This is a genomic window from Pirellulales bacterium (genome assembly GCA_036490175.1).
In the GTDB taxonomy this organism is placed as follows: domain Bacteria; phylum Planctomycetota; class Planctomycetia; order Pirellulales; family JACPPG01; genus JACPPG01.
Genome location: DASXEJ010000303.1, coordinates 59349 through 84828, shown reverse-complemented (window position 1 = coordinate 84828; position 25480 = coordinate 59349). Strand labels below are relative to the sequence as shown.

19 protein-coding genes are annotated in these 25480 nt (G+C 60.1%); 9 read left to right on the top strand and 10 right to left on the bottom strand.

Features of this window, described 5'->3' with window-relative positions; translation table 11 throughout:
• Positions 1 to 171 precede the first annotated feature (171 nt).
• On the bottom strand, positions 172 to 1983 hold the full coding sequence (locus tag VGG64_23260; GenBank protein ID HEY1602542.1) for a BBP7 family outer membrane beta-barrel protein: 1812 nt from the start codon (positions 1981 to 1983) through the stop codon (positions 172 to 174).
• A 1020-nt stretch (positions 1984 to 3003) separates the two neighbouring features.
• Here VGG64_23260 and argB point away from each other — a divergent pair.
• The 4 genes from argB to VGG64_23240 all read left to right on the top strand — a co-directional run bounded on the left by argB (position 3004) and on the right by VGG64_23240 (position 7451).
• The gene (gene argB / locus VGG64_23255; GenBank protein ID HEY1602541.1) at positions 3004 to 3885 is read left to right on the top strand and encodes an acetylglutamate kinase; all 882 of its coding nucleotides are present in this window, start codon (positions 3004 to 3006) and stop codon (positions 3883 to 3885) included.
• Between the two features lie 279 nt (positions 3886 to 4164).
• On the top strand, positions 4165 to 5364 hold the full coding sequence (locus tag VGG64_23250) for an aspartate aminotransferase family protein (protein ID HEY1602540.1): 1200 nt from the start codon (positions 4165 to 4167) through the stop codon (positions 5362 to 5364).
• Between the two features lie 44 nt (positions 5365 to 5408).
• On the top strand, positions 5409 to 6338 hold the full coding sequence (gene argF / locus VGG64_23245; protein ID HEY1602539.1) for an ornithine carbamoyltransferase: 930 nt from the start codon (positions 5409 to 5411) through the stop codon (positions 6336 to 6338).
• Between the two features lie 102 nt (positions 6339 to 6440).
• On the top strand, positions 6441 to 7451 hold the full coding sequence (locus VGG64_23240; GenBank protein ID HEY1602538.1) for a TlpA disulfide reductase family protein: 1011 nt from the start codon (positions 6441 to 6443) through the stop codon (positions 7449 to 7451).
• A 50-nt stretch (positions 7452 to 7501) separates the two neighbouring features.
• Here the strand turns inward: VGG64_23240 and VGG64_23235 are convergent, their stop codons facing one another.
• The 5 genes from VGG64_23235 to VGG64_23215 all read right to left on the bottom strand — a co-directional run bounded on the left by VGG64_23235 (position 7502) and on the right by VGG64_23215 (position 12718).
• Positions 7502 to 8278, bottom strand: a complete 777-nt coding sequence (locus VGG64_23235; protein ID HEY1602537.1) for an alpha/beta hydrolase — start codon at positions 8276 to 8278, stop codon at positions 7502 to 7504.
• A gap of 87 nt (positions 8279 to 8365) precedes the next feature.
• The gene (locus VGG64_23230) at positions 8366 to 9529 is read right to left on the bottom strand and encodes an ABC transporter permease (protein ID HEY1602536.1); all 1164 of its coding nucleotides are present in this window, start codon (positions 9527 to 9529) and stop codon (positions 8366 to 8368) included.
• A gap of 3 nt (positions 9530 to 9532) precedes the next feature.
• Positions 9533 to 10696, bottom strand: a complete 1164-nt coding sequence (locus VGG64_23225) for an ABC transporter permease (protein HEY1602535.1) — start codon at positions 10694 to 10696, stop codon at positions 9533 to 9535.
• On the bottom strand, positions 10693 to 11412 hold the full coding sequence (locus tag VGG64_23220) for an ABC transporter ATP-binding protein (GenBank protein HEY1602534.1): 720 nt from the start codon (positions 11410 to 11412) through the stop codon (positions 10693 to 10695). The genes VGG64_23225 and VGG64_23220 overlap by 4 nt, the downstream gene beginning before the upstream one ends.
• 58 nt (positions 11413 to 11470) lie before the next feature.
• A complete protein-coding gene (locus VGG64_23215) occupies positions 11471 to 12718 on the bottom strand; it encodes an efflux RND transporter periplasmic adaptor subunit (GenBank protein HEY1602533.1) in 1248 nt (415 codons plus the stop codon).
• Positions 12719 to 13359: 641 nt separating this feature from the next.
• Between VGG64_23215 and VGG64_23210 the strand changes: the two genes are divergently transcribed.
• The gene (locus VGG64_23210; GenBank protein ID HEY1602532.1) at positions 13360 to 15162 is read left to right on the top strand and encodes a serine/threonine-protein kinase; all 1803 of its coding nucleotides are present in this window, start codon (positions 13360 to 13362) and stop codon (positions 15160 to 15162) included.
• 34 nt (positions 15163 to 15196) lie between these two features.
• Here VGG64_23210 and VGG64_23205 read toward each other — a convergent pair whose 3' ends face one another.
• The 3 genes from VGG64_23205 to VGG64_23195 form a co-directional block, all read right to left on the bottom strand.
• Positions 15197 to 16477, bottom strand: coding sequence for a Gfo/Idh/MocA family oxidoreductase (locus tag VGG64_23205; GenBank protein HEY1602531.1), 1281 nt, complete (start codon positions 16475 to 16477; stop codon positions 15197 to 15199).
• Positions 16478 to 16944: 467 nt separating this feature from the next.
• Complete coding sequence (locus VGG64_23200; protein HEY1602530.1) at positions 16945 to 18252, bottom strand: carbohydrate porin; 1308 nt, start codon at positions 18250 to 18252, stop codon at positions 16945 to 16947.
• Between the two features lie 206 nt (positions 18253 to 18458).
• On the bottom strand, positions 18459 to 20321 hold the full coding sequence (locus VGG64_23195) for a glycerophosphodiester phosphodiesterase family protein (protein ID HEY1602529.1): 1863 nt from the start codon (positions 20319 to 20321) through the stop codon (positions 18459 to 18461).
• A 265-nt stretch (positions 20322 to 20586) separates the two neighbouring features.
• Here VGG64_23195 and VGG64_23190 point away from each other — a divergent pair, with 265 nt between their 5' ends.
• The 4 genes from VGG64_23190 to VGG64_23175 all read left to right on the top strand — a co-directional run bounded on the left by VGG64_23190 (position 20587) and on the right by VGG64_23175 (position 24597).
• A complete protein-coding gene (locus tag VGG64_23190) occupies positions 20587 to 21336 on the top strand; it encodes a hypothetical protein (GenBank protein ID HEY1602528.1) in 750 nt (249 codons plus the stop codon).
• 183 nt (positions 21337 to 21519) lie between these two features.
• Complete coding sequence (locus tag VGG64_23185) at positions 21520 to 22149, top strand: hypothetical protein (GenBank protein ID HEY1602527.1); 630 nt, start codon at positions 21520 to 21522, stop codon at positions 22147 to 22149.
• 88 nt (positions 22150 to 22237) lie between these two features.
• Positions 22238 to 23989: a HEAT repeat domain-containing protein gene (locus VGG64_23180; GenBank protein ID HEY1602526.1), complete on the top strand. Its 1752-nt coding sequence runs from the start codon at positions 22238 to 22240 to the stop codon at positions 23987 to 23989.
• Positions 23990 to 24027: 38 nt separating this feature from the next.
• On the top strand, positions 24028 to 24597 hold the full coding sequence (locus VGG64_23175; GenBank protein HEY1602525.1) for a hypothetical protein: 570 nt from the start codon (positions 24028 to 24030) through the stop codon (positions 24595 to 24597).
• A 44-nt stretch (positions 24598 to 24641) separates the two neighbouring features.
• Here VGG64_23175 and VGG64_23170 read toward each other — a convergent pair whose 3' ends face one another.
• Positions 24642 to 25442 (bottom strand): hypothetical protein, encoded by an 801-nt coding sequence (locus VGG64_23170; GenBank protein HEY1602524.1) that lies wholly within the window; start codon positions 25440 to 25442, stop codon positions 24642 to 24644.
• Positions 25443 to 25480: the final 38 nt, after the last annotated feature.

The window sequence follows — 25480 nt, the reverse complement described above, 5'->3', positions numbered from 1 at the left end:
CGCGACCGTTGTACTTCGACGGGTGCATGCCCGGTACCATGCTCAGGCAACGCGTGAGCATGTCTGGTTTGAGTGCTAGTTAACATGTCCAGGCCTTGCGTGGACACGGCACCCGGCGTGGAGATGGCAGGCCGCCATCCGTCACCCGGAGTTCAGATTGACTGGCGATTTCTAGAACTGGTAATTCAAACCGAAGTTCAAACCTTGCAGCCAGAAGGTGTTGTCGTGGAACTGGAAGGAGGGCTGTGTGCCCGTGCCTCCCGAGATTTGCGTCGGATCGATCGACAGGTTGGCCTGTCGTCCCGATTGCACGACATTGCTGATGTAGATCAACGAGTAACCGACCGTACCGCGCAGGCGGGGCGTGATCTGAACTCCCAGATTCAAAGTCACCTCGGGCACGGCGGCGAAAACGTTGCGCTGGTAGTGGCCGATATTGCTGGGTTGCGTCAGTAAACTTCCCGGGCCTGTAAAGGGAGTCACGCCGGGCTCGGTGGTTGTGTGGCTGCCGTTGATCAGCACTGTTTGGTTCATATTGCCCAGTGACACTTTGGCCACTGTGTTCAACGACCAGATGCCGCGGCGGCGCTCGCTCATTAACCCCAGCTCCGCACCGTTAAAAATGTTGCGGGTGCGAAATTGATCCTGGCCGGTAAAGACCGTGCCCAGCGGCACCTGCGGATTGGTCGAGTCGAGCGACAACGAGTGGTCATTAATCTGCAGTGAATCGTCCAGCTGCATGTATCTCCAACCAAAGAGCGCATCAATCCGCCGGCCAGGTTTGAAGGCCAAGGCGCGGCGAAAATAGGCATCCCCCGCCACGAAGCTGCCAGTGGTGCGGGCCTGAATTCCGCCGCTGAGAATATTCGACTGGGCCACGACCGAGGAGTCGTCTGCTCCGGTTTGCGAGTTGACGAACGGACGTGCCAACGTCGGAAATCCATTGCTCGTGGCACTGAAGTTCGTGGACACGTTCTGCATCTGCAAGAACGACGCGCCGAGGCCCCAGGTTTGTTCCATATTGAGCCAGGTGCCCACGTTAATCCGGCCGCCGGAGCGGATGCCATTATCGACGCGATCGTTGCCGAACAGCATCGAGAGGGCGGGATCGGTAAGCGCCCCGCCGCGATCGCCGGTTGTCACCAAGGCCGGTAACGATTGGCCGCGGCTCCACCACATCAGGTAGTCGACCGTCACCCAGCTCCCTCTCGGTGGGTGCATGGAAATCGGTGGATAGCAAAAGTTTTCCCAGTAGCCGCAGGAACCGACGGCCTCTTCGCAAGAAGTGCAGCCGTCGCAGCCCTCTCCGTCGAAATACGGCTCCGATTCCTCATAGAAAGGTTCCTCTGCCGACGGCGCGAATTCGGCCGGCGGTGGTCCGCCGTTACGCGACGGCACGCCACTGCGCGGCGGCGCCACTTCCTCCGGCTGCCCAGGGCGACCCGCCGGTGGCGCCGCGTGCGGTTCGGAGCGCGGTATTTGCTTGGCGGGCGCTTTCGGCGGTGCGGCGGTCGGCTCTTTGCGGCCGGGCTTAGTATTTGATCGTTCGGCGGGCACTTCCGCCGGCTGAGGTTCGTCGCCGGGATTTATCTCGAAGACCTGGTCGTCCGGGCGGGTGGGCGGTTCGGCTCCGAGAGGCGTTTCCATTTCTTCTGAGGGAGTAGCCGGCTCGTCGGCCGGAGGCGTGGTTTCCTCGAACGGATCCGAGGGTGTGTCCGCTGGCTCGTCCTTTTTCGATGCCTGGGCCAGGCGGACCATCCGCGATTGCGCAAGCGCCGCTCGGGCCCGCTCGGCCTGGGCCGAGGATGTCTTGACCGGCCCCTTCGCCGGGCGCGCTTTGAGGGCGCGGCTTGGCTTGTCGGCCGATCGCGCCGGTTCCAATGACTGCGTGTACGGCTGCGTCACAACCGTCGGCTGTTCCGCGGCCGCGGCCTGGCCGGCGCCACACAGCGCAGCCAGGCACACGTAGAGACGTAGATTCATTCCCCCACTCCCCCCTCTTGAACTAAAAGCCCCCAGCACGCTCGCGCCCCGGCTGCCTACCTGGTCGAGGTGAGGCATTCCGATGCGGGAAACCTTGCGGGTTGTATCTGGCTTATCGGTTGTACCGGTCATAGGGCTGGAGTCACGGGACCAGAAAATTGGTCTTGCGGCGGATATCGCGGCCCGCCAGTCGGTTGTGCGTAGCGGGGTTAAGCAAAGAGCTGACGTTGCGGCTCGGATTGCCCTCCCGCAGGCCCGGCGCTAGCAGGCACCGGGCCTGCTGCTGGCATCTTTCGCGCAGATGCCGCCAGCAACGGAGCATTTGGTCGAAGCCAACCAGGGCGATACGTTGGACGCTTTGCGGAACTGTTTTGCCCAGCTTGCGCTGCGTCCACCGGCCGCGGAAGCCACCGATAAAAGGAGGCTCACCAAGAAACGCGCCGCCTGTGGGTCGATCTCGGCAACGCGGATTACATTCGTGAATCGCTCGATCTGCACAGCTGTCGCCTAGCGCTGCGCGGCGATCACATCGTTCATTCCGCAGACGGCGTCGTGCTCACGCACGACGTGCGTTACTTCATCTCCAGCCTCGACCCGGAGCAGGTCACGGGCGGCGGAACTGTTGCGGCACCTCCGCCAGCATTGGCGACTGGAAAACGGTCTGCACTTCTTGAAAGACCGTTGGTGGGACGAAGATCGCCACCACACCCGACGGCCAGGCCTGTCGGTTTGTTTGGTTGGCCGCCCTCAACAACGCCGCCCTCTCGATCCACCTTCTCCGCTCTGACCCCACCATCCCCCTGCGAGCCGCCGCCGACTATATCGCCTGGAACCCCGCCCGCGGACTGAAAATACTCAATACCTGACTTTGCAGTCCTCCTCGGGTCGTCAGCGCCGCAGCGTTGACACTGTTCACTGTCCACCTACAATAGAGCTTTTTCTAAAGTGGGGGGAGTGTTTTCCGTGAGCAGAACGGTCGCCGCGAAGGGCCAACAGAATGGCACCGCCGGGAGCAAACCGTTGGAACGCGCGATCGAAAAGGCGGATGTCCTCATCGAGGCCTTGGAATGGATCCGCAAGTTTCGCGGCAAGGTCGTCGTGATCAAGGTCGGCGGCAGCGTCATGGAGGACGAGAACGCGCTGCGGCATTTGCTCTTGGATATCGTCTTCATGTCCACGGTCGATGTCCGACCGGTGGTCGTACACGGCGGGGGTGCGGCCATCAGCCGCGCCATGGAGGCCGCCGGATTGGAAGCGCACTTCATTCAGGGGCGTCGCTACACAGACGACAAAACTCGCGACATCGTCGAGCAAGTGTTGGCCTATGAAACGAACGAGCACCTGGTCGAACGCGTGGAAGAACTCGGCGGACGCGCATCGCCGCTCAATTTTCGCACGACGAACGTACTCTTCGGCGAAAAACTAACGCTCACCGATAACGAAGGCGCGGCTATCGACCTGGGCTATGTCGGACGCGTCACGCGCGTCGACCACGCCACGATCGCCAACCTGTGTTATGCCGGCACGGTGCCGATCATCCCTTCGATGTGCTTGGATGCTCAAGGGGAAAAACTCAACGTCAATGCCGATACCGCAGCCACAGCAGTTGCCCAGGCGTTGGGCGCAGAAAAGTTGGTGTTTCTCAGCGACGTCAACGGTGTCCGTCGCTCGAAGGACGATCCGAACTCGCTCATTGTCTCGCTCACCGCCGAGGAAGCCAACAAGTTGATCGAATCCGGCGCCATCGAGGCAGGTATGATACCCAAGGTGCAAGCCTGCCTGGAAACGCTCGACCGCGGTGTCCGCAAGATACACATAATCGATGGGCGGCAGCGGCACTCGCTGTTGATGGAAGTGTATACCAGCCGCGGCGTCGGCACCGAAATCGTCAAGTCGCGATAGGAGAGCACGAAAGCCACGAGTCACACGAATCGCCCGAATCAGAAGAAAGACCAAATAAGGCTGTGGTCTTACCTCTTTCGTGTAATTCGTGTCACTCGTGGTTGTTATTGTTTTAGGTGTGGGGCGATCGGGTCAATAAACTGGTAGTCGTGGCGCGAGCCGTGCCTGTCCGCTTAATGCCCTGAACCCGTGGGGCCGCTCGCGGGTCGAATATGAGCTAGCGCAATTCGCAACGCCAAAGGGTCCGAGTCGATCTCCCCAAACAGGAGTCAAAACGCCGTGGCCACCGCAAACACAAGCTCGACCGAGATCGTCGAGCTGTTCAAACAGTTCGTGGTTCCCAACTATGTGCGCTATCCGGTCTGCCTGGTGCGCGGCGAGGGAAGCTACGTGTGGGACGCCGAGGGAAATAGATATCTCGATTTTTTCCCCGGCTGGGGCTGCAACCTGCTAGGACATTGCCCCGAGCCAGTCGTCCGCGCCGTTCAGGAACAGGTTGCGACCCTGATCCACGTACCAAACACCTGGTACACCGAGGCGCAGGGCCAGTGGGCCCGGGCTCTTTCGGAACGCAGTTTTGGCGGCCAGGCATTCTTTTGTAACTCGGGCGCCGAGGCCAATGAGGCCGCTATCAAGCTTGCCCGTTTGCACACACCCCGCGAACGCTACAAGATCATCACCTTCGAGGGCAGCTTTCACGGGCGCACGCTCGGCGCGACGGCCGCCACGGCACAGCCGAAGTATCACGAGGGGCTCGGTCCGCTGATGGCCGGATTCGTCTATGCCCCCTTCGGAAATCTAGACGAAGTATCGCGCCGCATTGATGCGGAAACGGCCGCCATCATGGTCGAGCCGGTGCAAGGTGAGGGGGGTATTAACCTGCCTCCTGCCGGATTTCTGCAAGGTTTGCGTAAGCTGTGCGATGAGCACGGCCTGCTGCTGATCTTCGACGAGGTCCAGAGTGGTTGCGGGCGCACCGGGCAATGGTTCGCTTATCAGAATTTCGACGTCACGCCCGACATCATGACTCTGGCCAAGGCGTTGTGCGGCGGCATCGCCGGCGGGGCGCTGATGACCACGGCCGAGATCGCCCCCAGCCTGCGCCCCGGGATGCACGCGGCGACGTTCGGCGGAAATCCCATCGCGGCCCGGGCCGGTATCGCGGCGATCGAGATGATCGAGCAAGAACATCTGCTGGAAAATGGCCTGGCCGTCAGCAAAGTTTTTCGCGAGCGGCTGGAAAAGCTGCGCAGCGAATGCGAGATCGTACGCGATGTGCGTGTGCTGGGCATGATGATCGGCGTCGAACTTTCGATCGAAGGAGCCGCGATCGTCAAAGGCTGCCTCGAAAAGAACCTGCTCATCAACTGTACCCACGGCACTGTCCTGCGACTCCTGCCCGCACTGAATCTCACGGCCGATCAGGCGCACCAGGGCTGCGACATCCTGGCAGAAGTTCTCAAGAATCAGGTCGGCTAAAAACACTACACGTGGCGGCAGACGCAACAGGGACCGTGGCAACAATGAGACATCTCATTACGCTGGCCGACTTGAAAAGCGGCGAGATCGAACGGATCTTCGCGATCACCGAGGACCTAAAGACGAAGTATCAGAACGGCCTGCGCGAGGCGCTCTTGCCGGGACGCGTAATGGCTCTGCTTTTCGAGAAGCCGAGTCTGCGCACGCGCGTCAGTTTCGAGGCGGGCATGGTGAATCTCGGCGGCCATAGTCTCTTTTTGGGCGACGATGTGGGCTGGGGCTCGCGCGAGTCGATCGCCGATTTCGGACGAGTGCTCTCTGAGTATGTCGACGTCGTTGTGGTGCGCACGAACAGCCACGAGAAGGTCGTGGAGCTGGCAAAGTTCTGCAAATGCTCCGTTATCAACGGATTGACCGATAAAGATCATCCCTGCCAGGCACTCGCAGATCTGTACACCCTGCGCGAGCTGACCGGTTCGCTGGTCGGGCAAACGCTCGCCTTTATCGGCGACGGCAACAACGTCGCACGTAGTCTGGCGATGGGTTGTGGGAAGACGGGCATGCGGTTCGCCATTGCGGCACCCAAAGCCTATCAGTTCGGAGCGGATTTCTTGAAGACACTTAAGAGCGAGGTGCCAGACCTCGAGTTACTTGTCTGCACCGACCCGCGCGAGGCGGTCAAGGTTGCTTCGGCCGTTTACACCGACGTCTGGACAAGCATGGGGCAGGAATCCGAGGCGGCAGCGCGCCGCAATGCATTTGCCGCTTACCAAGTGAACGCTGAATTAATGGCACACGCCCCGAGCGACGCGTATTTCATGCACTGCCTGCCGGCGCATCGTGGCGAAGAAGTGACCGACGACGTGATCGATGGCCCGGCCAGCATCGTAGTAGCCCAAGCCGCCAACCGGCTACACGCCCAAAAAGGCATCCTGGCCTGGCTGCTGGGTGCGCAGGGGCACGGGCGCGAGTAGACTGTACGTCCTGGTGCTCGTTGCCCATGCTAAGATAGGCCTGCCGAAACATCGGCATTCGAATGTGTCCCCTCGGTAGGTCGTCTTTTCGGGGTAGCTCTTATGCGTCGCACAGCAGCCATCTATTGGCTTGCATCGCTCGCAGTGGGAACGTGGTGGGCCTTTACGGCCACGGCGCAAAACGCGACCAAGGTCGAAACAAATGCATCGGCCCTTGAATTTCCCACAACGTGGGCCAATAGCGATCCGATTTCGGCCGAATCGTTGCATGGCAAGGCGGCGATTCTTTACTTCTTCGAGGAGAGCTGCCCGCGCTGCCGCGAACGTTGGCCCGCGCTGATGGCCACTGCCGCCAAATATGCGGATCAGCCGGTAGTGTTCATCGCGGTCAGTTCCGGCACGTCGAAGGCACAAGTCGAGCAGTATGTCCGCAGCGTTGGCCTTTCCTGGCCCGTGATCGTCGACACGGATAGATCGTTCGAGCGGCGGGCCGATATCGGTGAGATTAGTTTGCAAAACACGATGCAAGTCGGCTACCTGTCGCCAGGGGGCGAGCTACAGCACGGTAACTGGTCGAAATTCGACGAGACGATCCGCCAGGCGCTGGAGGGCGCAAAATGGAATGTCGACCCCGAGGCGATTCCCGCCGAGCTGCATGCGACCTGGCTGAGCATCGAGTATGGCAATTACGTCGGAGTGAAACCGGCACTTACCAAGGCGTTGACCTCGCGCAAGGCAGAAATTAAGGCCGCCGCGCAGAAGCTCTCGAACTTCGTCGAAGCGCGCAGCGACAAGGAACTAAACCTGACGGCCAAGAGCGAATCGGCCGGACATAAGTTGCAAGCATATGATCGCTATGGCGCCATCACCGAGAGATTCGCAGGCTATCCTGCCGCCGAGAAGGCGACGGCCGCGCGCCGCGATCTGGCCAAGGATCCGGCCCTGAAAAAAGAAATCGTGGCGCTTAAGCAACTGGAGAAACAGCGTGGTTTGGCCGACTCGGCCAAGCCGGCTGTGCGAGAAAAGGCGCGGGCAGCGATCCAAAAGCTCATCGACGAACAGCCCGACAGTGAGGCGGCCCGTCTCGGTCGGGAACTGCTGCGGCAGAAATGACGTCGCATCAAGCACGTCGAAAGACCGCCCGATCGAGTGATTGTCGGCTACTACTTCGTTTGTTTCCTGACGAATTGGGCGACTGCTTGGCCGAATTGGGGGCGCGTGACGCAGGTGATATGCCCCGCACCTTCGATTTCAACGATCGGCCAGTCCGGGCGGACTTGCTGTAGCGGAGATACATACATGCGTTTCACCGGGTCGCGCTGGCCGATCACGATTTCGACCGGCACGTGAATGTCCTCGAGTTCCTGCTGAGTGATCGACAACGCGCCCATCGAATGAACGCACACCGTCGGTGTACGGCTCCTCTCACGAGCCGGCAATTGACCCCAACTTCGTTCCAGGCGGCTACCAGCGCGCAGCCAGCCCATGCCGCCTATCGTGCCCGAAATTGCCCGGTCTGGATGCATGACAAGAAACTTGATGGCGATCATGCCCCCTAGCGAGTAGCCCACGATGTGAGCTTTTTTGATCTTCAATTCATCGAGCAGTGCGACGACATCAGCGACGAGTTGCAGTCCATAAGCCTTCTCGTCGTTCGGTTTGTCCGACTGGCCATGGCCCGGCAAATCAAGAGCGATCACCTGATGATCTTTGGCCAGCTCGGACATGATCCCGTTTGGGCCCCAGTTCATCAGGGCGCTCGAGTGCAATCCATGAATCAGAACGACCGGCTCTCCTTGTCCTTCGACAAGGTAGTGGATTTTTACGCCGTTTACCGAGAAGGCGCGAGATGCTGGCGCCGCGGCGGCGCTAAATGCGACCGCTGACATCGAAAGCAACACGGTCGGCACGATCAAGATTTCGCGCAAAGATCGGACCATGGCTTCTCTCCCAGCTACCCCGGGAAAGTATAGATCGCGGAATGGGATTGTTTTCTGTGCCGGTTTGCAAGTGTCGAGCCGGGGGCTTTAGATCTCGCGTAGCGCATCAACGATCTTCATGCGGGTGGCACGGAGCGCGGGAAAAAGCCCACCCATGGTTCCTACCACAGCGACGAGCAGAAGGGCTAGAACTTGCACCCAGGGGCCGAAACGGAAGGTGAAGGCCAACTCGCTGAAGGTGACCCAATTGGCAGTGCCCGTCGACATGCCGTTCAACGGTAGCGCAGCCAGGCAGCCCAGGGCGCCGCCGGCCAGGCACAGTGCAAGAGACTCGAGCATGAATGACACCAGAATCGTGCGGCGGCCAAATCCCAGGGCCCGCAAAGTGCCGATTTCCCGGGCGCGCGACGCGACGGCGCCATACATCGTGTTGGCCACGGCGAACACCGCGCCGACCGACAAGACAACCGCTATGAAAACTCCGACCACCTTAATGGCGCGGCTCGATTTGGCCTGTTCGGCGTAATATTCAGGTTCGCTAAGTGCCGCCAAGCCAAATTGCTCGTCGCTGGCAATGCGATCGGAAAGCGACTGTGCATCGTCGGCACTGTTGGCGCGAATCTGGATCGACGAGCGGATGCCCACCCGCCTGGTCGTTTGCGCCAACACTTCCAAATCGGTCCAAACTTCCGACTCGGTGGCGCTGTGCCCCGCCTCGAATAGCCCCACAATGGTGAAATTGTTGCCGAACACGTCAAGTTCTTCGTTCAAACCCGCTCCTTCGAAGCGGCGCGCCATCTGCTTGCTTGTGATAGCTTCTCGTAGGCCCGGCCTGTTCTCGCGCCCTTCGACGATTTGAAACCCTGTGCGCACTTGCTGCGCGGCGGGCGTTACTCCGCGGAGGATCATATTGCCGCTACCGGTATCGCCGCGGCGGGGGGTATTGACGACCACCACCAGCTCAGGCGAGCAGAGCATTTCGCCGACCGCATCCGAGGCGATGCCTGGCAGTGCCGCCATCTCGCGTGCGGCCGCCTCGTTAACAATGCTGTTGGTCTCGGCCGTGGCCCCCTTGCGCATAATGATCAGATCCAACGGCTCGCCCGACACCGCCAGCGTGTGGTCCAACCCGTCGGCCAGGCCGAAGGTTAGCACGACTGCCCACACCACGAGCGCGGTGCCGAGGATGGTCATCAGCGAGCTGACCCATCGAGTGCGCAGGCTACGGATGTTGTATTTAACGGGAATCAATGCTTAAACCACCTTCCGCAGACCATCGACAACTGAAACTTGCGCGGCGCGCCATGCTGGAATCAGGCCGCTTGCCAGGCCAATTGCGGCTGCCAACGCCAGGCCGAACAACACGGTCGACCAAGGGACATAGAACGTGCTGAATCCGGGAATACCGCTGAGCGTGAGATCGCTGAAAGAGAATAGTCCTCGGGCGGCCAATACTCCTACTATGCCGCCGCCAACCGCGATGACGACCGCTTCAACCAACACCAGCGTCAGTACAATCAGGCGCGAGAAGCCGATCGCTTTGAGCACGGCCACCTCACGCGTGCGCTCGCGCAGCGACATGGCCATCGCATTGCCCGTTACGCATATCAATGCCGCCACGACGATGATCGCGATATTGCGAATAAACGCCCGAATGTTCCCCAGCATCTCGGTGAACATCTGTCGGAAGGCTTGTTCCGTCATGGCCCTCACTGGGCTTTCCGAGTTGGCGAACCGTGCATCAATGCGGCGCATTAAGTCAGGGAGCATTTCCGTGCGTTCCGCCTTGACGAACATCGTGCCGGCGTTGCCCGCCATTTGCGAGCGGGCTTGCTTGAGCAGCTCGTCGAGATACGTGTAGTGATACCAGAGCATCTCTTTGTCCGAAGTCGATGGCCCATCGTAGATACCGTCGACCGTAAGCTCGAGATTCACCGGGTAGATGTCCCCCTTGAGCACGATCTTGTCCCCCACCTTCCAGCCACGCTTGCGGGCGATCTTTTCGCCGATGACACATCCGGTCCGATCCTTTTGCCAGGCACTCAATTGTTCGGGCGGGATCGTGAACTCGGAAAATACATCGAAGACTTTCGCCGGATCGGTGGCAAATTGCGCGAAGGGGATTTTATCGTCCTTGTATTTGCCGCCGAACCAGGCCAACGGCACCACGGTCTTGACCCCCTCCATTGCACGTACCTTGTCGACGTGCGCGATGGGCACAGGAAACGTCAATCCTTGCCTGGCCGTGGTCACGATGCGGGCGTATTTTAGTGACTCGATCGCCATCTCGTCCTGCATGTTGACGTAGGCGAACATGACCGTAACCAGGAACAAACTCACCGCGATTGACACGCCGGTAAAGATGCTGCGCAGTTTGTTGCGCATCACGTTGCGGAGAATATAGGGCAGGAATTTCATCCGGCGGCCTCGAGCGCGTCGAGTTCGGTCTCGACAAACGTTCCTTTTTCCAAATGCAACATGCGATGAGCCCTGCGCGCGGCCCGGGGATCGTGCGTGACCATCACGATCGTCTTCTCGAACTCTTCGTTCAGTTGCTGGAGCAGATCGAGAATCTCTTGCGCCGCGGCGGCGTCGAGGTTCCCGGTGGGCTCGTCCGCAAGCAGCAATATCGGATCGTTTACTAGCGCCCGTGCGATCGCCACGCGCTGTTCCTGCCCACCAGATAACTGCCGTGGGTAATGGTCCACGCGTTCTGCCAGTCCGACAATGCGCAATGCCGTTTGCACATGTTCGGCCCGCTGTCGGCGCGATAACGACGTCAACAGTAGGGGCAATTCGACATTTTCAAACGCCGTCAGCACAGGCATCAAGTTATAAAGTTGGAAAATGAACCCTAGGTGCTGCGAGCGCCAACGCGTGAGCTTGCTCTCCGAGAGCAGATTCAACTCGGTGCCAGCCACCGTGACGCTTCCGGTCGTCGGTCGATCGAGCCCGGCAGCCAGGTTCAAAAGTGTTGACTTACCTGACCCCGACGGTCCCATCACGGCGACGAACTCGCCCTTGGGAATGTCGAGGTTCGTATTCGACAAGACCGGCACGTGGATCTTGTCGCGCATGTACTCCTTCGACACGCCACGTAGTTGCACAAGACCTGGTTCGGAGCCAGTGGGCATAGCGAGGCCTTTCGAGCAAGCAAAGCGACGGTATGGCAATCGCATACCGCCGCGGTCGTTATTCCAGAATTCGCACTCGCGCCCCGTTTATTAGTTCGGCAGGAGGGTCGATTACCACACGGTCTCCTCCCTTGACGCTTCCCTCGACACGAATCAGTCCGTCCTTTGGTTCGCCGCTGGTGGTCACACCGGCCTGCACAACTTGGTCTTTTTCCAGACGCCAAACGAATTGCCGCGTGTCTTTGGTGACGACGGCAGCCAGCGGCAAGAACAATCGCTTGGCATCGGCGTCGGTCGCGCGTTCGCTCTTGGCGGGTTGAAAATGTACGGTCGCGCTCAAGTCGGGAAACAAATGTTCGTCGGGATCGACGATCGCGACTTTCACTTTGACGATGCCACGCGTGCGATCGCCCATGGGAATAATCTCGCGCAGGCGCCCCTGATAATGGCGGCTCGGCACCGCATCAACCGTAACTTCAGCGGGCTGACCTTTTTCTAATTGGCCGAGATAATCTTCCTTGACGTCGGTATCGACCTCGAGTTGATCCAGATTCGCCAATGTGGCCACCGAGCCTCGGCCGGACGCCAACCCCATTCCACCCGGCATGATCGTCTCCCCCACTTCGGCATCTTTGGTCACCACCGTGCCGGCGAATGGCGCAAAGACTCGCAAATTGGCGACGGCTTCTTCGGCTTCCCGCACCTGGGCTTTGGCTACGGCGACATTGGCTGCCAGCGCATCCGCCCGCGCCGCTGAAGTGTGATAATCCGTCTCGGCCGTTTCCAGAGCTGCCTGTGTGCCGGCCTTTTTTTCAAAGACCGATTGCTCTCGGGCGAAGTCACGTTCTTTCTGCGCCGCCTGTCGCTTCGATTCCGCAGCGACGGCCTCGGCATAGGCGACTTGCGCCTGCTTCGACGCCAAAATGGCGTCGAGATCCGAATGCTCTAATTCGGCGAGCAAGTCGCCAGCGCGAACCTTGTGCCCTTCTTCGACTAAGACGCGCGCCACGCGCCCCGGCGCTTTGGCGCCCACGGCCGCTTGTTGGCGGGACTCGATATAGCCCGTAGCGGTGAGCACCGTGTTCATCTGTCCGAGCGAGACGAGGCGCACGGTATCGACCTTGACAACGATGGCCCCAGCGAGCCGATCTTTAAGCAATAGGTAGCCAGCGGCGCCACCCCCGGTAAGCAACAGAACCACCAAGGCAAAAATCAAGCCGCGCCCTACGCCCGAAGGCTGAGACCCCCTCGACCGGTCGATCCGGAGGGCGGCCAATTCTTCGCGCAATTTGGGTGCGGTCGCCACAGGCAAGCAACGTGGCACAGAGCCATGCAAGAAGTGTTTCAGCTGGCGCAGGGCCTCGCGGCCGCGCCTCCCCATGCAACGATGATAATAGCGCTAACGAATTTCTAGAACAGTTGCCTCGGCAATTATGCAAAGATTGGACGATCTAAGGGTCCTCGGATGCCCGATTTGCGCTTCCCCAATCCCCGTTTCGTTGGCCCTCGCCGGTGTCATCGTCCCCCCTTTCGCGCTTAGCGCGAATCATCAGACAATGGTGGCGCGCAGCTGCGCAAGGTGGCCTCCCTACGTCCCGATCGGGCGACTGGGCGCCCTTTGTCCTAGTCGTTAGCGCGCAAATGGCTATCGTGAAATAGCTTGCAGCCGATTGCAGGGCCCATATTCAAGCTGCCGGTTGGCCGATTTTTGCTTTGAGTGGGCATGGAGATTGCGTAAGATAAAGTGCCGGGGAATGTCGTAGCGGCGCCTGGTGCAATGCCGAATTTTATATAAGAGAGACTATTTAGGTTTGGCGCCATTCGCTACCATCCTTGCAATGCTGTAACTGCTCTTGATACATGCATGTTGAACGTTGCGCGCAACACGTTTGTTGCGGCATTATTGGGGCGTCGTTGAGTCCGGTTAGGGTGATCAACTGACTCAGCATGAGTACGATCAAGCTCGATACATTTCTTGATCTCCTCAGGCGCAGCGGCCTGATAGAGCAGAGTCAGTTGGACTCTGCCTTGGCCGAGCTGGATCGGCGTGCGCCCGAAAGCCCCGTCACCGATTGCGATCCCGTCTGCGCGCATCTCGTTGAGACGGGCTTGCTCACGCAATGGCAAACGGAAAAGCTCCTCGAAGGGCGCCACAAGGGATTCTTTCTCGGCAAGTACAAACTGCTCGGCCACCTGGGCACCGGAGGCATGAGCAGTGTTTACCTGGCCGAACACGTAGCCATGCGCCGTCGCGTGGCCATTAAAGTGCTTCCCAACTCCAAGGTCAAAGACACTTCCTACTTGGCGCGATTTTATCGCGAGGCCCGCGCCGCCGCAGCGCTCGACGACCCGAATATCGTCCGGGCCTACGATGTCGATCAACACGAGGGGACACATTACCTCGTGATGGAGTACGTCGACGGTCGGGACATGCAGGTCCAGGTCACCGCCGACGGGCCGCTGTCCGTGCCGCAGGCCGCGGAATATATCCGCCAGGCCGCATCGGGATTGGCGCATGCGCACCGCACGAACTTGATCCACCGCGACGTCAAGCCTGCCAATCTGCTCGTGGATCGCAAGGGAACCGTCAAGATCCTAGATATGGGGCTGGCCCAGTTCTCGGATGACGATCAGGCTTCTCTCACGATCGCCCACGACGAGAAGGTGCTGGGGACAGTTGACTATCTCGCCCCAGAGCAAGCCATCGATAGCCACACAGTCGACGCCCGGGCCGATATTTACGGTCTTGGGTGTACGCTCTACTTCGCGCTGGTTGGCCATCCTCCGTTTCCGGATGGCACCTGCACGCAGCGCTTGATGATGCACCAGACGCAACAGCCCGAGAGCATTCGCAAACAACGTCCGGAAGTGCCAGAGGATTTGGTCGCGATCTTCAACCGTATGACGGCTAAGAAGCGCGAGCACCGTTATCAAAGTGCCGATGACGTGGTCGAGGCGCTGTCGCGGTGGCTGGGCGTACACGGTGGGCACGCAGGTTCCGTTACCGACACGCCGCTCAAGCCGCCTGGCACCAGCGGATCGTGGGCGCGCTTGGGAGACATGGCCCGCCGCGCCACGAGTCAGACTGCTGCACAGATCATTGATGAAGAAGACCTTACGCTGGCCCCCTTGGACGACGACCGAAAGAATACCCCGGCCACCGCTCCGGCGACGATCGCCGCCAGCAGCGCCGACAAGCCGGCCGGCCCGGACGACGAGTTGACCGCATCAACGCCGACGACGGCCAAGCCAGGCTCGGCACCCAAGATTGTGGCCGCGCCGGCGATGCCTGCGGCCACGTCCACGAAGCCCGACTCAACTGCCAAGCCCCAGGGCGGGCAAGCCCCAGGTCAGACGAAACCCAATTCAGGCGCCGGCCCCCGCAAGTCGGGACCACAGCCCATTGCCGCGTCGGCCAAGCCGGCAAGCTCGGCCGGCAGTCGGTCGGGCGCCCATGCCATCACCACGGCAACCAGGCCGACGTCGATCCTGGACGAGGTCATGCCCGGCTCTCGGCCGACAACGGCCGGCGATACCTTGGACGATTTGCTCGCTGGTGAGACGCTGAAAGGCCCGGCCGGAGATATGCCTGGGCTCGACATCGGCGCGCCTCTGGTCGGGTCGAACAAGAAACGCAAAGGGGGCGTCTTCGAGAAGTGGATGGGGTCGACTTGGTTTGTGATTGCCGTGGGGGCCGCACTCGGCGGCGTGATCATCCTGGTCGGCGTTATCGTCAAGCTCTGCACATGAGCGTGCAAGGCACATTTGCATCTCAGCACCGTTTCTATACGGCCGCCTTGGGATCCGGTGAGTGAGTCAAATCGAGTGTATCGGCCGGGACCATCCGCTCGTTAGCTGTGTCCCAGCCCATCACACGGCTCGTGCGCCACGACTCGTTGGCCATGTTAACGGCTACGACGCCCGCCAAGCCCAACTCGACCGGACAATTCAAAGGCTCGCCCGTCCGCAGGTTGCGATGCAAATTCGAGTGGTGCGGCACGATGTCTTCACCGCCGGTCTTAGTGTGCGTCTCGAGCACTTTGCCATCTTTGTCCTTTACGACCCAGCCGGTAGGCGTGAAATACATCGTGGCGCGGTAACCTCGGATGAGATGATCGACCGGCACTCGATTGCTCATCGTGCCCAACACGTACACTGTCATGCCGCGGGGGTATTCGCAGATCATCTCGAAGTTGTCGGGCAGGTCGCGACCATCGGGCCACTGCCATATGCCTCCCATGCCCACTACGCGGCGCGGATAGGTGAGCTTGCAGGCCTTCATGATTCGCGTGATGCGATGAATGAACAGGTCCGTGCAGATTCCGCCCGAGTAGGCAGAGTAGCAACGCCACTCATAATAATGATGCGGGTTCCAGTTCGCCTTGGGCGCCTTGCCAAGCCAGGCGTTCCAATCGAGATCAACCGGCTGCGGCGTATTGTCGGAAATATCGGGATCGCGCCAGGGGCCTTGTTTGTCATAGCGGCGCACGTATTCGATCTGCGCTTGCACGACCTGCCCCAGTACGCCGCGCTCGATCGCGGCGGCGGCCGAAGAATAGCTGTCATCGGACATGGCCTGTACGCCGACTTGCACGGGCAGTCCCGTGGCCTTTTGCTTTTTGACGACCTCCTGTGCCTCGGGAATGGAATGCGTCATGGGCTTTTCGCAGTACACCGCTTTACCGGAATCCAGCGCATCGATTGTCATACGGCTGTGCCAATGCTCGGGCGTGGCAATAGTGACGTAGTCGATTTCTTTGATATCCAGCAGCTTGCGATAGTCCTGCATCGCGTGCGGCGCGCCAACGGTAGACGCCCCCTGTTGCGCGCGTGATAGCCAACAATCGGCGACCGCCACGGCTTCGACGTTGTCGGGTTCTTTAAGCTGATTGATCGCGCCCAAATGCCCGCTTCCCATGCCGCCCGCACCAATGAAGGCGGTGCGAATGCGATCGTTCGCGCCGATAATCTTCGCGTAGCTACTTGCCGTCCAGGCAACGGCCGCGGTGGCGGCGCCGCTGGTAGCAAGAAAATCTCGACGCGATACAGGAGGGATCGGCGGCATATCAGATGTACTCCGAGAACGGGGGAAATAGTGGCTCGCCAGGTGCTTACATCCGCGAACTAACGGGATTGGGATCTGCGCGCCGTTTCTGGCATGGCCCCTCTGGGGGTGTGTCAAAAACTAGGGTACGGTCACTCACACACATAGTTGCCTCATGGGCAACTACGTGAGGTTTTGGGTCAAGGTTCGGTTGAGGCGGGTGTTCACGGGCAGTGCAAGGCAGCATAGTCGGGACAAATGTCGCTGACAATTGCCACGTCTCCGGCAAGAACGTCTGGACGGATGCGCGATTAGGGCTTGTTGGCTTAAACGGTGCATCGGCCAGCTTTTAGAGCTACCCGCGGTATCTGCGCCCTCACACGGAGCCAAGACCGTGTACCACCGGAGCCCAATGAAGTTCGACGGCCCAAGGATTTCCATTTGGGGTCGCAGGGCCCTTTGTCTTTTCGGGCGCACGGCTTCGCGGATCAAAAGATCAACTGCGCCCGCACGCCGATAACTAGCGCCGTACCGATATCCTCTAGTGCCGGGACGATTACCTGCAAGTCGGGCGTCAGGCGAATCGCCTCGGTCAGTTGAATGTTGTAAAAACACTCGACGCCCTCGCCGTTGCCGATCGGTCCGTACTGCGCGGTGATCAAGGGTCCAATCTTGTTGCTTGTTCCGCCGTAGTACCACCCCACGCCAAAGGTATCGGCCGGCCGCGACACAAGCGGGCTATCGCCGCCGATTCCAAAGCTCAAGAACCACGCTAGCGGACTGGTATTGTCGTCTGCAATACCGGCACGGCCAAACGTTCCCCAACCACGTGCAGTGTCGTCCGAAAATGTGACCAAAGGCTGATCGAAATTCCAGAACAGAGACCACGATCCGCGCGTGGTTGGTATTGCGACGTTCGGATACTCGATGTACGCCTCACTGATCGAAGTGTAATTCTGGCTATTCCAGGTGGCCCCGAGCAAGTGGTGCCCGGACATGCCCAGCAGTTGGGTCGGCAACCGCAGACTCGCGGACAACAAGACACCGTCGTTGAACAACTGCTTGAAACCGCTGGTGTTAGTCGTGTCAGTCGAATTGAGGATGCTGAAGGTCAGCAGCGGCACCTTTTCGCGAAGAATGACGAACCCCGCCCCCAACGTCGAATAGGGGACCGTCGCGCCGACGATCGGATTGAAGACAAACGCCATGTTCGAAAACTGAGTCTTACCGCGTCCGTGAGCATAGGCGTTCATGTCGCCGTCGAGCGTATCCATCTTGCCGGCGTAGACGGCTAGCGAATCTCCGACGGTTTGCGTAAGCAGAAAATTGGTAAGGTACAGTTGGTCGCTGCCGAACACAGGCAGATCGGCGGTCAGCGTCGGGGAAATGAAACAGCCCACGTCACTGACGATGGTTTGGCCATAGCGATGCTCGGCGCGAATCTTCAACGACAGGCCGTCCTGGATTCCCAGCTTCTCACCGTCGATCAACATCACATAGTCGCCGTGGCCTCCAAAATCTGCGGCGCGCTGTACGCCACCGGTGGTATTGCCGAACAAAAAGTTGGTACTGTCTGCCTGCAGCGTTACGCCCCCCGCGGCCAGACCTGTCCGCGCTCCCCACCAGTCGCCGGTAAGGTGACTGGCCTCGTAACAAGAGGAGTCGACGGCGCAATCCGACTGCTGTGCCGAAGTAGACCCAGACAACAATAGCGCGATCGCCAATCCCAGTGGCGCCCATAGGCCGGCGATTCCGGGCTGCGAACGGCAGGAGATTTTCGATTTACGCAGTTTCACGATTAAAACGCGGGCTGCGCGAGAGGAGAGAAAGCAGCGAACCCTAGCCCAAAAGTAGGCGAACTATGATTTTCGATTTCTCGGCACTTACGACGCGCCGCCATTGGTCGATTTTGGCGAATGCGACAATATGCACCGACCTTGCCGATTACGAAGACATCGCAGGGCAATTGCCTGATTGACGTTCTTCGATCCCATCGAGGCGCTTATTCGCGCAGCCAGCGTCGCAACCGGAGCAGCATCCGTTCAACCTGACCCAAACCGGCGTACCAATCGACGACTTCTCGCATCAGCATCGGGTCGCTCGTAATGAGATTGTCGCACCCGAGATCTAATAGGCGCAACGCCATCTCCCGCTCATTGACGGTCCAGACATGGACTTGCATACCTCGTTGGTGCGCGCGGCGCACCACGTTTCCGCTTACCAGGCGATGATTCAAACTCAGAAAGTCGACCGGTAGCAAGGTGATATCGCCTTGAGCGACGGATACTATCGCCCCGATAGGCAAGCTCGGCTCGGCTCGGCGTATTTCGGCGAGAGGCGCCAGTTCAAAACATGAAATAATGGCCCGTTGCGCAAAGTCATGATCGCGCAGCACATCCAACACGGCCGCGGCCAAGTGCGTGCCATGCCCGAAATCTTTCATTTCCACGTTCAATCGGATCTGGCCGTCGCAAGCGGCGATGAACTCGGCAAGCGTTGGAATGCGAGCCGCGGTCGATTGTCCCTCGACCGTCAACCGCAGATCCTGTAATTCAGCCAGTTGCATTTCGTGCAGATCGCGCACGTCCCCGGTGACCCGCCGCAAGTCGCGGTCGTGCAGCAATACGACATGTCCGTCGGCCGTCTGCTGTACGTCGATCTCAACAAAATCAGCGTGGGCATCGATCGACATTTGCAGTGCCAGAAGACTATTTTCCGGTGCGGCCTTGGGGCCGGCACGGTGCGCGGTGACGTTGGCCGCGTGGTGCTCAGCGTACTCGCGCGTCGCCACGATCGCGTAACCGATGCTGGCGATCGGTCCCGCAACGGCCAGAACGATGATCGCCACACGCGTTCGCCAGGCTGGCCACGGCGCAGCCAATTCCGCCGGATCCCAAATCGTGCTGAGCAGAGAAACGGCCTCTTGCAGCCGAGCTTGCTCATACTCATAGGCAATCAGCGCCGCCAAACCGATGGCAAACACCGCCCCGAGAAGCTGGAGCGCGAGCGTGTCAAACACCAGCAGCGCCATCGTGGACCATAAAATGGTCGAAAGGCGCTGCGAGAAAGCTGCCAACAGTATTTCGTTGAGTCCGTCCAAGCCATTGAGGGCAAGGAGAAGCACAACTTCCTTGGTCACCAGCCAGCCAACGATCAGAAGCAGTAGTCGCCGACTTCGACCACGCGCCAGTCGCGAACTCAGACGCAACGCTCCCAGCCAGGATTGGCCGTTCAATAAGCATAGCGGCACGGAAAGGGCCCACTGAACGAACAGCCACGCCGCGGATATGGCAAGTCCGATGGCAAAAACAGCGCCGATTGCTATTGCCAGCCAAAAACGCGGCGGTCGCTCGGCGAGATAGAAATTGATGTCCGAGCCTGCCAACAGTAACCAGTACGTGGCACCGGCGAGACCTAAAAACGGCAGCAGCGCGAGCAGGACAACTGCCGACTGCAAACTCGCCAACGCAAACAATCGCGGTGCCGCAGCAAACATGCGGGCAACAATCTGGCGCATCGAAGGCGCTATTCCGTGCAGCGCAGCGTCGGCCAGCAGGATTAGCCCTGCGTATTCGATGAGCAGCAGGCTCAATGACAGGCTGACGGTTAGCAACAACGCCACTAGCCCCAAGGGCGAGGCCAAAAACCGGATGAGATCCCAGTTGCCGAGGACTACCTCGCCCGAGATCCCGATCAACTGGTAAGATCCGGCCAACACCAAGGGGGCTAGGACCGTTGCGCTGACGAGCGACATCAGCAATTCGTACATGACCAGCGACTTCCAACTGCCCGCCATCGCCCGCAACACCGGCACTGCGCCGCGTGGTCGGTCGCAATCCGGCCGAATAGCATCGCGGTGGCTCATAGGGGATCGATCGGTTCAAGCTCGCTGGGAACAACTCAGTCGTTACTCTATGCGTAGCGTAGCGTCGACGCTATCGGGCAGCGCCAGCCATTCATTGATCGCGTCCTGTCCCAAGCGGCAATCGCCGTCCAAGGCATTCGGTGATTTTGCCTCTCTGCCTGCTGTGCGTCACCCGATTCAGATCGCGCCGGATACATGCATACATTTCTGACGTATGCTATGCTTTCGTTGACTCTGATCGACCAGCCTTCTGGGAACCGCCGCGATGACAGTCCCTGCTGCTAAAGTGAAGACGCTGTGTACAGATTCCGAGGCCGCGCTGGTGCGGGCGAGTCGCAAAGGCGAACTCGAGGCTCTCAGCCCTGCCAAGGTCAAGCAGCTGGCCGCCCGCGCAAGGAAACTGACGACTAAGTGGCGCGATTTGAAGCGGGGCCAATCGCGGGCGCACAGCAGTCAAGTCGGCTTTGGCAAAATCGAAGCAAACACGAAGCTCAAAGGAGAGATCTTTCGCGAGGCCTTGGCGAGCTTCGAAGCCAGGTTAGCTTCGCTCGACTCCTCTGCCGATCATTCCGCCGACAAGCCACGGGCCAAATCCAAGCAGGATCGTAGCGCAGAGCATCGGGCCACGCGCGCGGCCGTTCGCAAAGGGATGATTGCCGCGCAAGATCTAGTCAATAGCGAGCCGAAAGCCGAGACGAAGCCTTCGGCCGTTCCCTCGGCCAAGGTCTCGACGCACTCCACCAAGGGGACGGCGTCGGCGGCTAAGCCCTCGGTATCCGTGAACCAGGCGGCAGCGCCGGCAAAGGCCGTTGCGCCCGCGGTTTCAACAAAGAAATCAGTGCTGCCAAAAGTGCGCCATAAGATTCCGGCAATCGTCAACGAAGCGAAACAGCGGCAAGCCACCACCGCAGCCAAGCATTCACGCGTGGCCCGTAGCGGCAAAACAACGCGCCTGAAAAGTCATGTGAAGTCCAGTGGCAAGCGCGCTCAAGCCCGCCGCGATGCAAAGAACTAGCAGACGATTGCGCGCGTGGACATTCGCGCTCTCAAAGCTAGAATAACGCTTCGATCCTTGTCCGCTGCCGAAACTTGCGCTCGCACGCCGTTCGGCGTTCGCCTTCTTAGCCGTGTGTCTATGTTTACGTCGCGCACGTGGGACCGGCCCATAGAGCGAAAGTTTTCGCGCGAGGAGATCAAAATGAATCGGCTGTGCTGGGCATTCCTTGGGCTGGGCATGCTGGCGCCCGTCGCGGCGGTGGCGCAATTCTTCGCGCCGGGTTTTGGAGCCTCGACAGCGGCAGAGGGCTATCAGCGCGGCTTTGCCGACGTCGTTCGCTCGGCGGGCGAAGCGAATTTGATGGACTCTCTGGCAGCACAAAACTATGTCGCTGCCCGCTCGCAAGACATTCAAAACCGGGTCCAGTGGACCGAAGCTTACTACCAGATGCGCAGGGCCAACCGGGCCTATCGCGAATCGAAGCGCTCGCCCCGTCTCTCGCAAGAAGAAATTGCCCGTAACGCCCGGCAGGGACTGCCGCGACGCCTCACCTCGGCTGAACTCGATCCACTGACCGGCGAGGTTAACTGGCCGGTCATATTGCAAGAGTCGCAGTACGCGTCGGAACGCGAACAATTGGAAAAGCTTTTCGGCAAGCGTGCCGAGGCCACATCGGTTTCGCCAGACGTTTATCGAGAAATCAAAACGAATACCGACGAATTGCTGGCGACACTCAAGAAGAGCATCGCCCAATACAAGCCTAATGATTGGCTTGGCGCACGAAAGTTCGTGGAAAGCCTGGCGTACGAAGTACGGTTTCCCACCGGTTGAACCGGAGTTCATCGAATGGCGTGGGTTATTGCCGGTTTCTAGCGATTTGCGGCGACACTTCGAAGCGCCGATCACCGAGCGAGGGGTTGTGAAATCTATCATTCGAGTTTCGTTGATTGCCCTGGGGACCGTCGTACTTGTGGCGCCTCTCGGCTGCGCTCCACAGAAGAATGAGCCGGCGCGCCAGGCCGACGGCAAGAAAGATTCCGCGCAAACGGATGGGACTCTCACGAAAATCACGGAGTCGGCTAGTGCAAATCTCGCTGCCGAAGCGGACGTGCCGACTCTTACTGCCCGAGTCGCCGGTCCCGATTCCGACGCCCGCTGGCGCGCCGCCAGGTCGCTAGGGGACGTAGGCCCGAAGGCCGCCTCCGCAGTGCCCGCGTTGCTGAAAGCGCTGGGAGACACAGAACCGCGCGTGCGGGGCCACGCGGCCCGCGCGTTGGGATTGATCGGCGAAAAGTCGGACGATGCGATCAAAGGTTTGGTGGGGCTGGTGGCCGATCCCGATCCGCGCGTGCGCCGTGCCGCGATTTCGGCGCTCGTCCGTTTGCGCCCCGTCGGTAAAGATACGTTTGCGCTCTTGGTCCAAGTGCTCGAAGACGCCGACCCCGCGGTCGTTATGCCCGCCTTGCAATCCTTGGCCGAAGGGGGCACGGCGGCCGTGCCGGCTCTGATCGAGGGCCTTAAGCACAAGGAAGGCCGCTATTGGGCCTGCATTGCACTCGCCGAAATGGGCCCCCAGGCGAAAGACGCCGTGCCTCAACTAACGTCGCTGCTGAGCGACGACGAGCCGGAAGTTCGCATGGAGGCCGTGATGGCGCTAGGCGAAATTGGGCCAGATGCCGTATCCGCTACCCCGGCATTGATTAAGACCCTCGCCGACGCGACCCCTGCCGTGCGTTATGCTGCGGGCTTTTCGTTGGGAAAGATTGGCGCCACGGCTGCCTTGCCGGATCTCGAAAAAGCCGAGCACGATCCGGATCCCTTTTTCAGTCTGGTAGCTGCCTGGGCCGTCGCGAAGCTAAAGCCCGACGATAAGGAATCTCTGAACACGGCCATCGAGCTTATCGTGGCTGCACTCAAGAACCAGGATGCTAACGTGCGCCGCGGGGCCGCCAAGGCCCTCTGGGAATTGAACGCTCCGCCCGAGGTGGTTGGCACGGCGCTTGTGGCCGCACTCGAAGATGCCGATCCTGTGGTGCAAGCCAATGTTTATGCGGGGTTAGCCTCTCTCGGTCAGGTCGCAGTACCAAGATTACTCGAAAAACTTGCCGACCCGCGGCTGCGTGATAAGGCGATGCGCGTGCTCGCCCTAATGGGTTCCGAGGCTAAGCTGGCCGTGCCGCCGTTGACCGAGGCGTTACCGGGCGCGAACGCCCAAGAGCGGCGCGACCTGCTGTTCACTTTGGCGAGCATCGGCCCCGATAGCGCCGCAGCTACGGCGGCGATCGTACCGTTGTTGGCCGACTCGGACGAAGACGTGCGCGTGGCAGCGGCCTATGCCTTGGGAAAAATTGGCCCGGGTGCCTCGGCCGCCGTGGACGCCTTGCGAAAGTATATCGATGGGCAAGACCGCACGCTGCGATTGGTCAGCATCTGGGCACTCCTCCGCATCAAGCCGGACGATAGCCAGATCGTGCAGATCGCTGTCCCGGAGCTGACCAATGTCGTGACTCAGGGAGAGACTGATCTGGCGCGCACCGAAGCGGCCGCGGCTTTGGGCGACATAGGCGCGCAGGCAAAACCTGCTCGATCGGCTCTGCAGAAGGCGCTTTCGGACGATAGCCTGGCCGTCCGCGAAGCGGCGGCCGAAGCGCTTGTAAAAATCGGTGAATAACAAATCCCGGCGGGTTCCCTTGCCAAAGGAGGACAATGATGCCACGCCTTTCGATGAAGGATAATCACGTGCGACAGAACGTAGTGGGGCTGTTATTGTCGCTCTCCTTGGCGGTGGGGGCAGCTCATTCCACATTTGCCCAAGGCACAGTTCCGCCACGCGTCACCGGCGAGGGGCGTCTTTACAACCTCACGTCCCGGCCATTTACCTTCCAACTGCATCGCCGCGATGGCGTGAAATGGACGGACGGCTATGTCGTTCAGCCTGGAAAGTTCTTCTCGGTCAAGGTGCCGACAACAGGCCAGCGTGACGACATCTTGGGGATCTCGGGAAATGGACAGGGGTTTGTGATCGTTCGGTTTCGGGAGCCAACGCTGGGCGGCTTTATGACATTGCGTCTGCCCGCCACAAATCCAGCCAGTCTGAAACTGGAACCAACCTGGTTCGCCGTGGAAGATGCCAACGGCATCGTACGTCTCGTGCAAGAAGCCAGCGTCGAAAAGGCCCAGGCCACTCAAGAGGCGCTGAAAAAGCAAACGCCCATGACGCCGGCTGAACTCGAAAACATGAAGCAGACGCTACGCAATAATTGGGTGCTAACCAACTGAGCGAGCGGAATAGTCGTATTCATGATCGCGGGCGACGCAGCCCTTTAGTAGAATCCGACGCCAATGACCATTGACGGGCCGTTGTTACCCACGTCGGGAAAATAATCGCGCGACGGTGTGAAATCATTGGGCGTCGATGCCGCCGCGGTGGCAGCCGTGCTCCGCGTGGCGATCCGTTGCCGGTGTTCCTGGCGAGCTTTCACCTGCGCCGTATTCGAGGTTAGGCGCCGCTCGCGACTCTGTTCAAACGCGCCTTGTGCTTGCTGACGCGACCGGCGTTTCGCGGCGAACATCGACAGGCGCTGTTCGACCTGTGTTGGCGACATCGACAGCAGATCGGGCAATTGCTCACGGATCCGCCGCGCGTACGCGTCGGACGCCACCAGGAATTTTTCCGCCAAATAATCCTGCGCGTCCAAAGCGCGGTCGCTCGACAGGATGGCCAGCTTCTGCCGCATGTCGTTCAGAAATACTTCCAATTGCGTGGCCGACATCCGACCGATCCCGGCATTCAATCGCGCGCGAATGTGCCGAACTTCGTCATCGTCGTACAGTATCTGGTTGGAAAGCCAGTTATCGAATTGCTGCATCGTGTCTTGCCAGCTGCGGCTTTGCAAAATATCGTTCCGCGCGGCGGCGTCGTCGGCCGCCGGACGAGCCGGCGCCGCCGCCGGAGCCTTACCGGTTGCCGCCCCCGCGCTAGGAGCACTGCGCGGCGCCTTGGTTGCCGGTGCGTTCCCCTTGGCTGCACCGGCCTGCGCCGCCAAAGACTTTGGCAACAAACAGCACAGGCCGATCGCCGCCGTCCCGCACAGCAAGACCAGCAAAGTGGGGAGCAGCCGCACGGCACGGCCGCCGTAATTTGGCGTCGAACTGCGTTCAA

Coding starts and splice junctions, on each gene's coding strand:
- VGG64_23210 (HEY1602532.1), top strand. CDS start 13,360: ATGAGTACGATCAAGCTCGATACATTTCTTGATCTCCTCAGGCGCAGC.
- VGG64_23205 (HEY1602531.1), bottom strand. CDS start 16,477: ATGCCGCCGATCCCTCCTGTATCGCGTCGAGATTTTCTTGCTACCAGC.
- VGG64_23190 (HEY1602528.1), top strand. CDS start 20,587: ATGACAGTCCCTGCTGCTAAAGTGAAGACGCTGTGTACAGATTCCGAG.
- VGG64_23225 (HEY1602535.1), bottom strand. CDS start 10,696: ATGAAATTCCTGCCCTATATTCTCCGCAACGTGATGCGCAACAAACTG.
- VGG64_23235 (HEY1602537.1), bottom strand. CDS start 8,278: ATGGTCCGATCTTTGCGCGAAATCTTGATCGTGCCGACCGTGTTGCTT.
- VGG64_23240 (HEY1602538.1), top strand. CDS start 6,441: ATGCGTCGCACAGCAGCCATCTATTGGCTTGCATCGCTCGCAGTGGGA.
- VGG64_23195 (HEY1602529.1), bottom strand. CDS start 20,321: ATGAGCCACCGCGATGCTATTCGGCCGGATTGCGACCGACCACGCGGC.
- VGG64_23175 (HEY1602525.1), top strand. CDS start 24,028: ATGCCACGCCTTTCGATGAAGGATAATCACGTGCGACAGAACGTAGTG.
- VGG64_23220 (HEY1602534.1), bottom strand. CDS start 11,412: ATGCCCACTGGCTCCGAACCAGGTCTTGTGCAACTACGTGGCGTGTCG.
- argF (HEY1602539.1), top strand. CDS start 5,409: ATGAGACATCTCATTACGCTGGCCGACTTGAAAAGCGGCGAGATCGAA.
- VGG64_23260 (HEY1602542.1), bottom strand. CDS start 1,983: ATGAATCTACGTCTCTACGTGTGCCTGGCTGCGCTGTGTGGCGCCGGC.
- VGG64_23185 (HEY1602527.1), top strand. CDS start 21,520: ATGAATCGGCTGTGCTGGGCATTCCTTGGGCTGGGCATGCTGGCGCCC.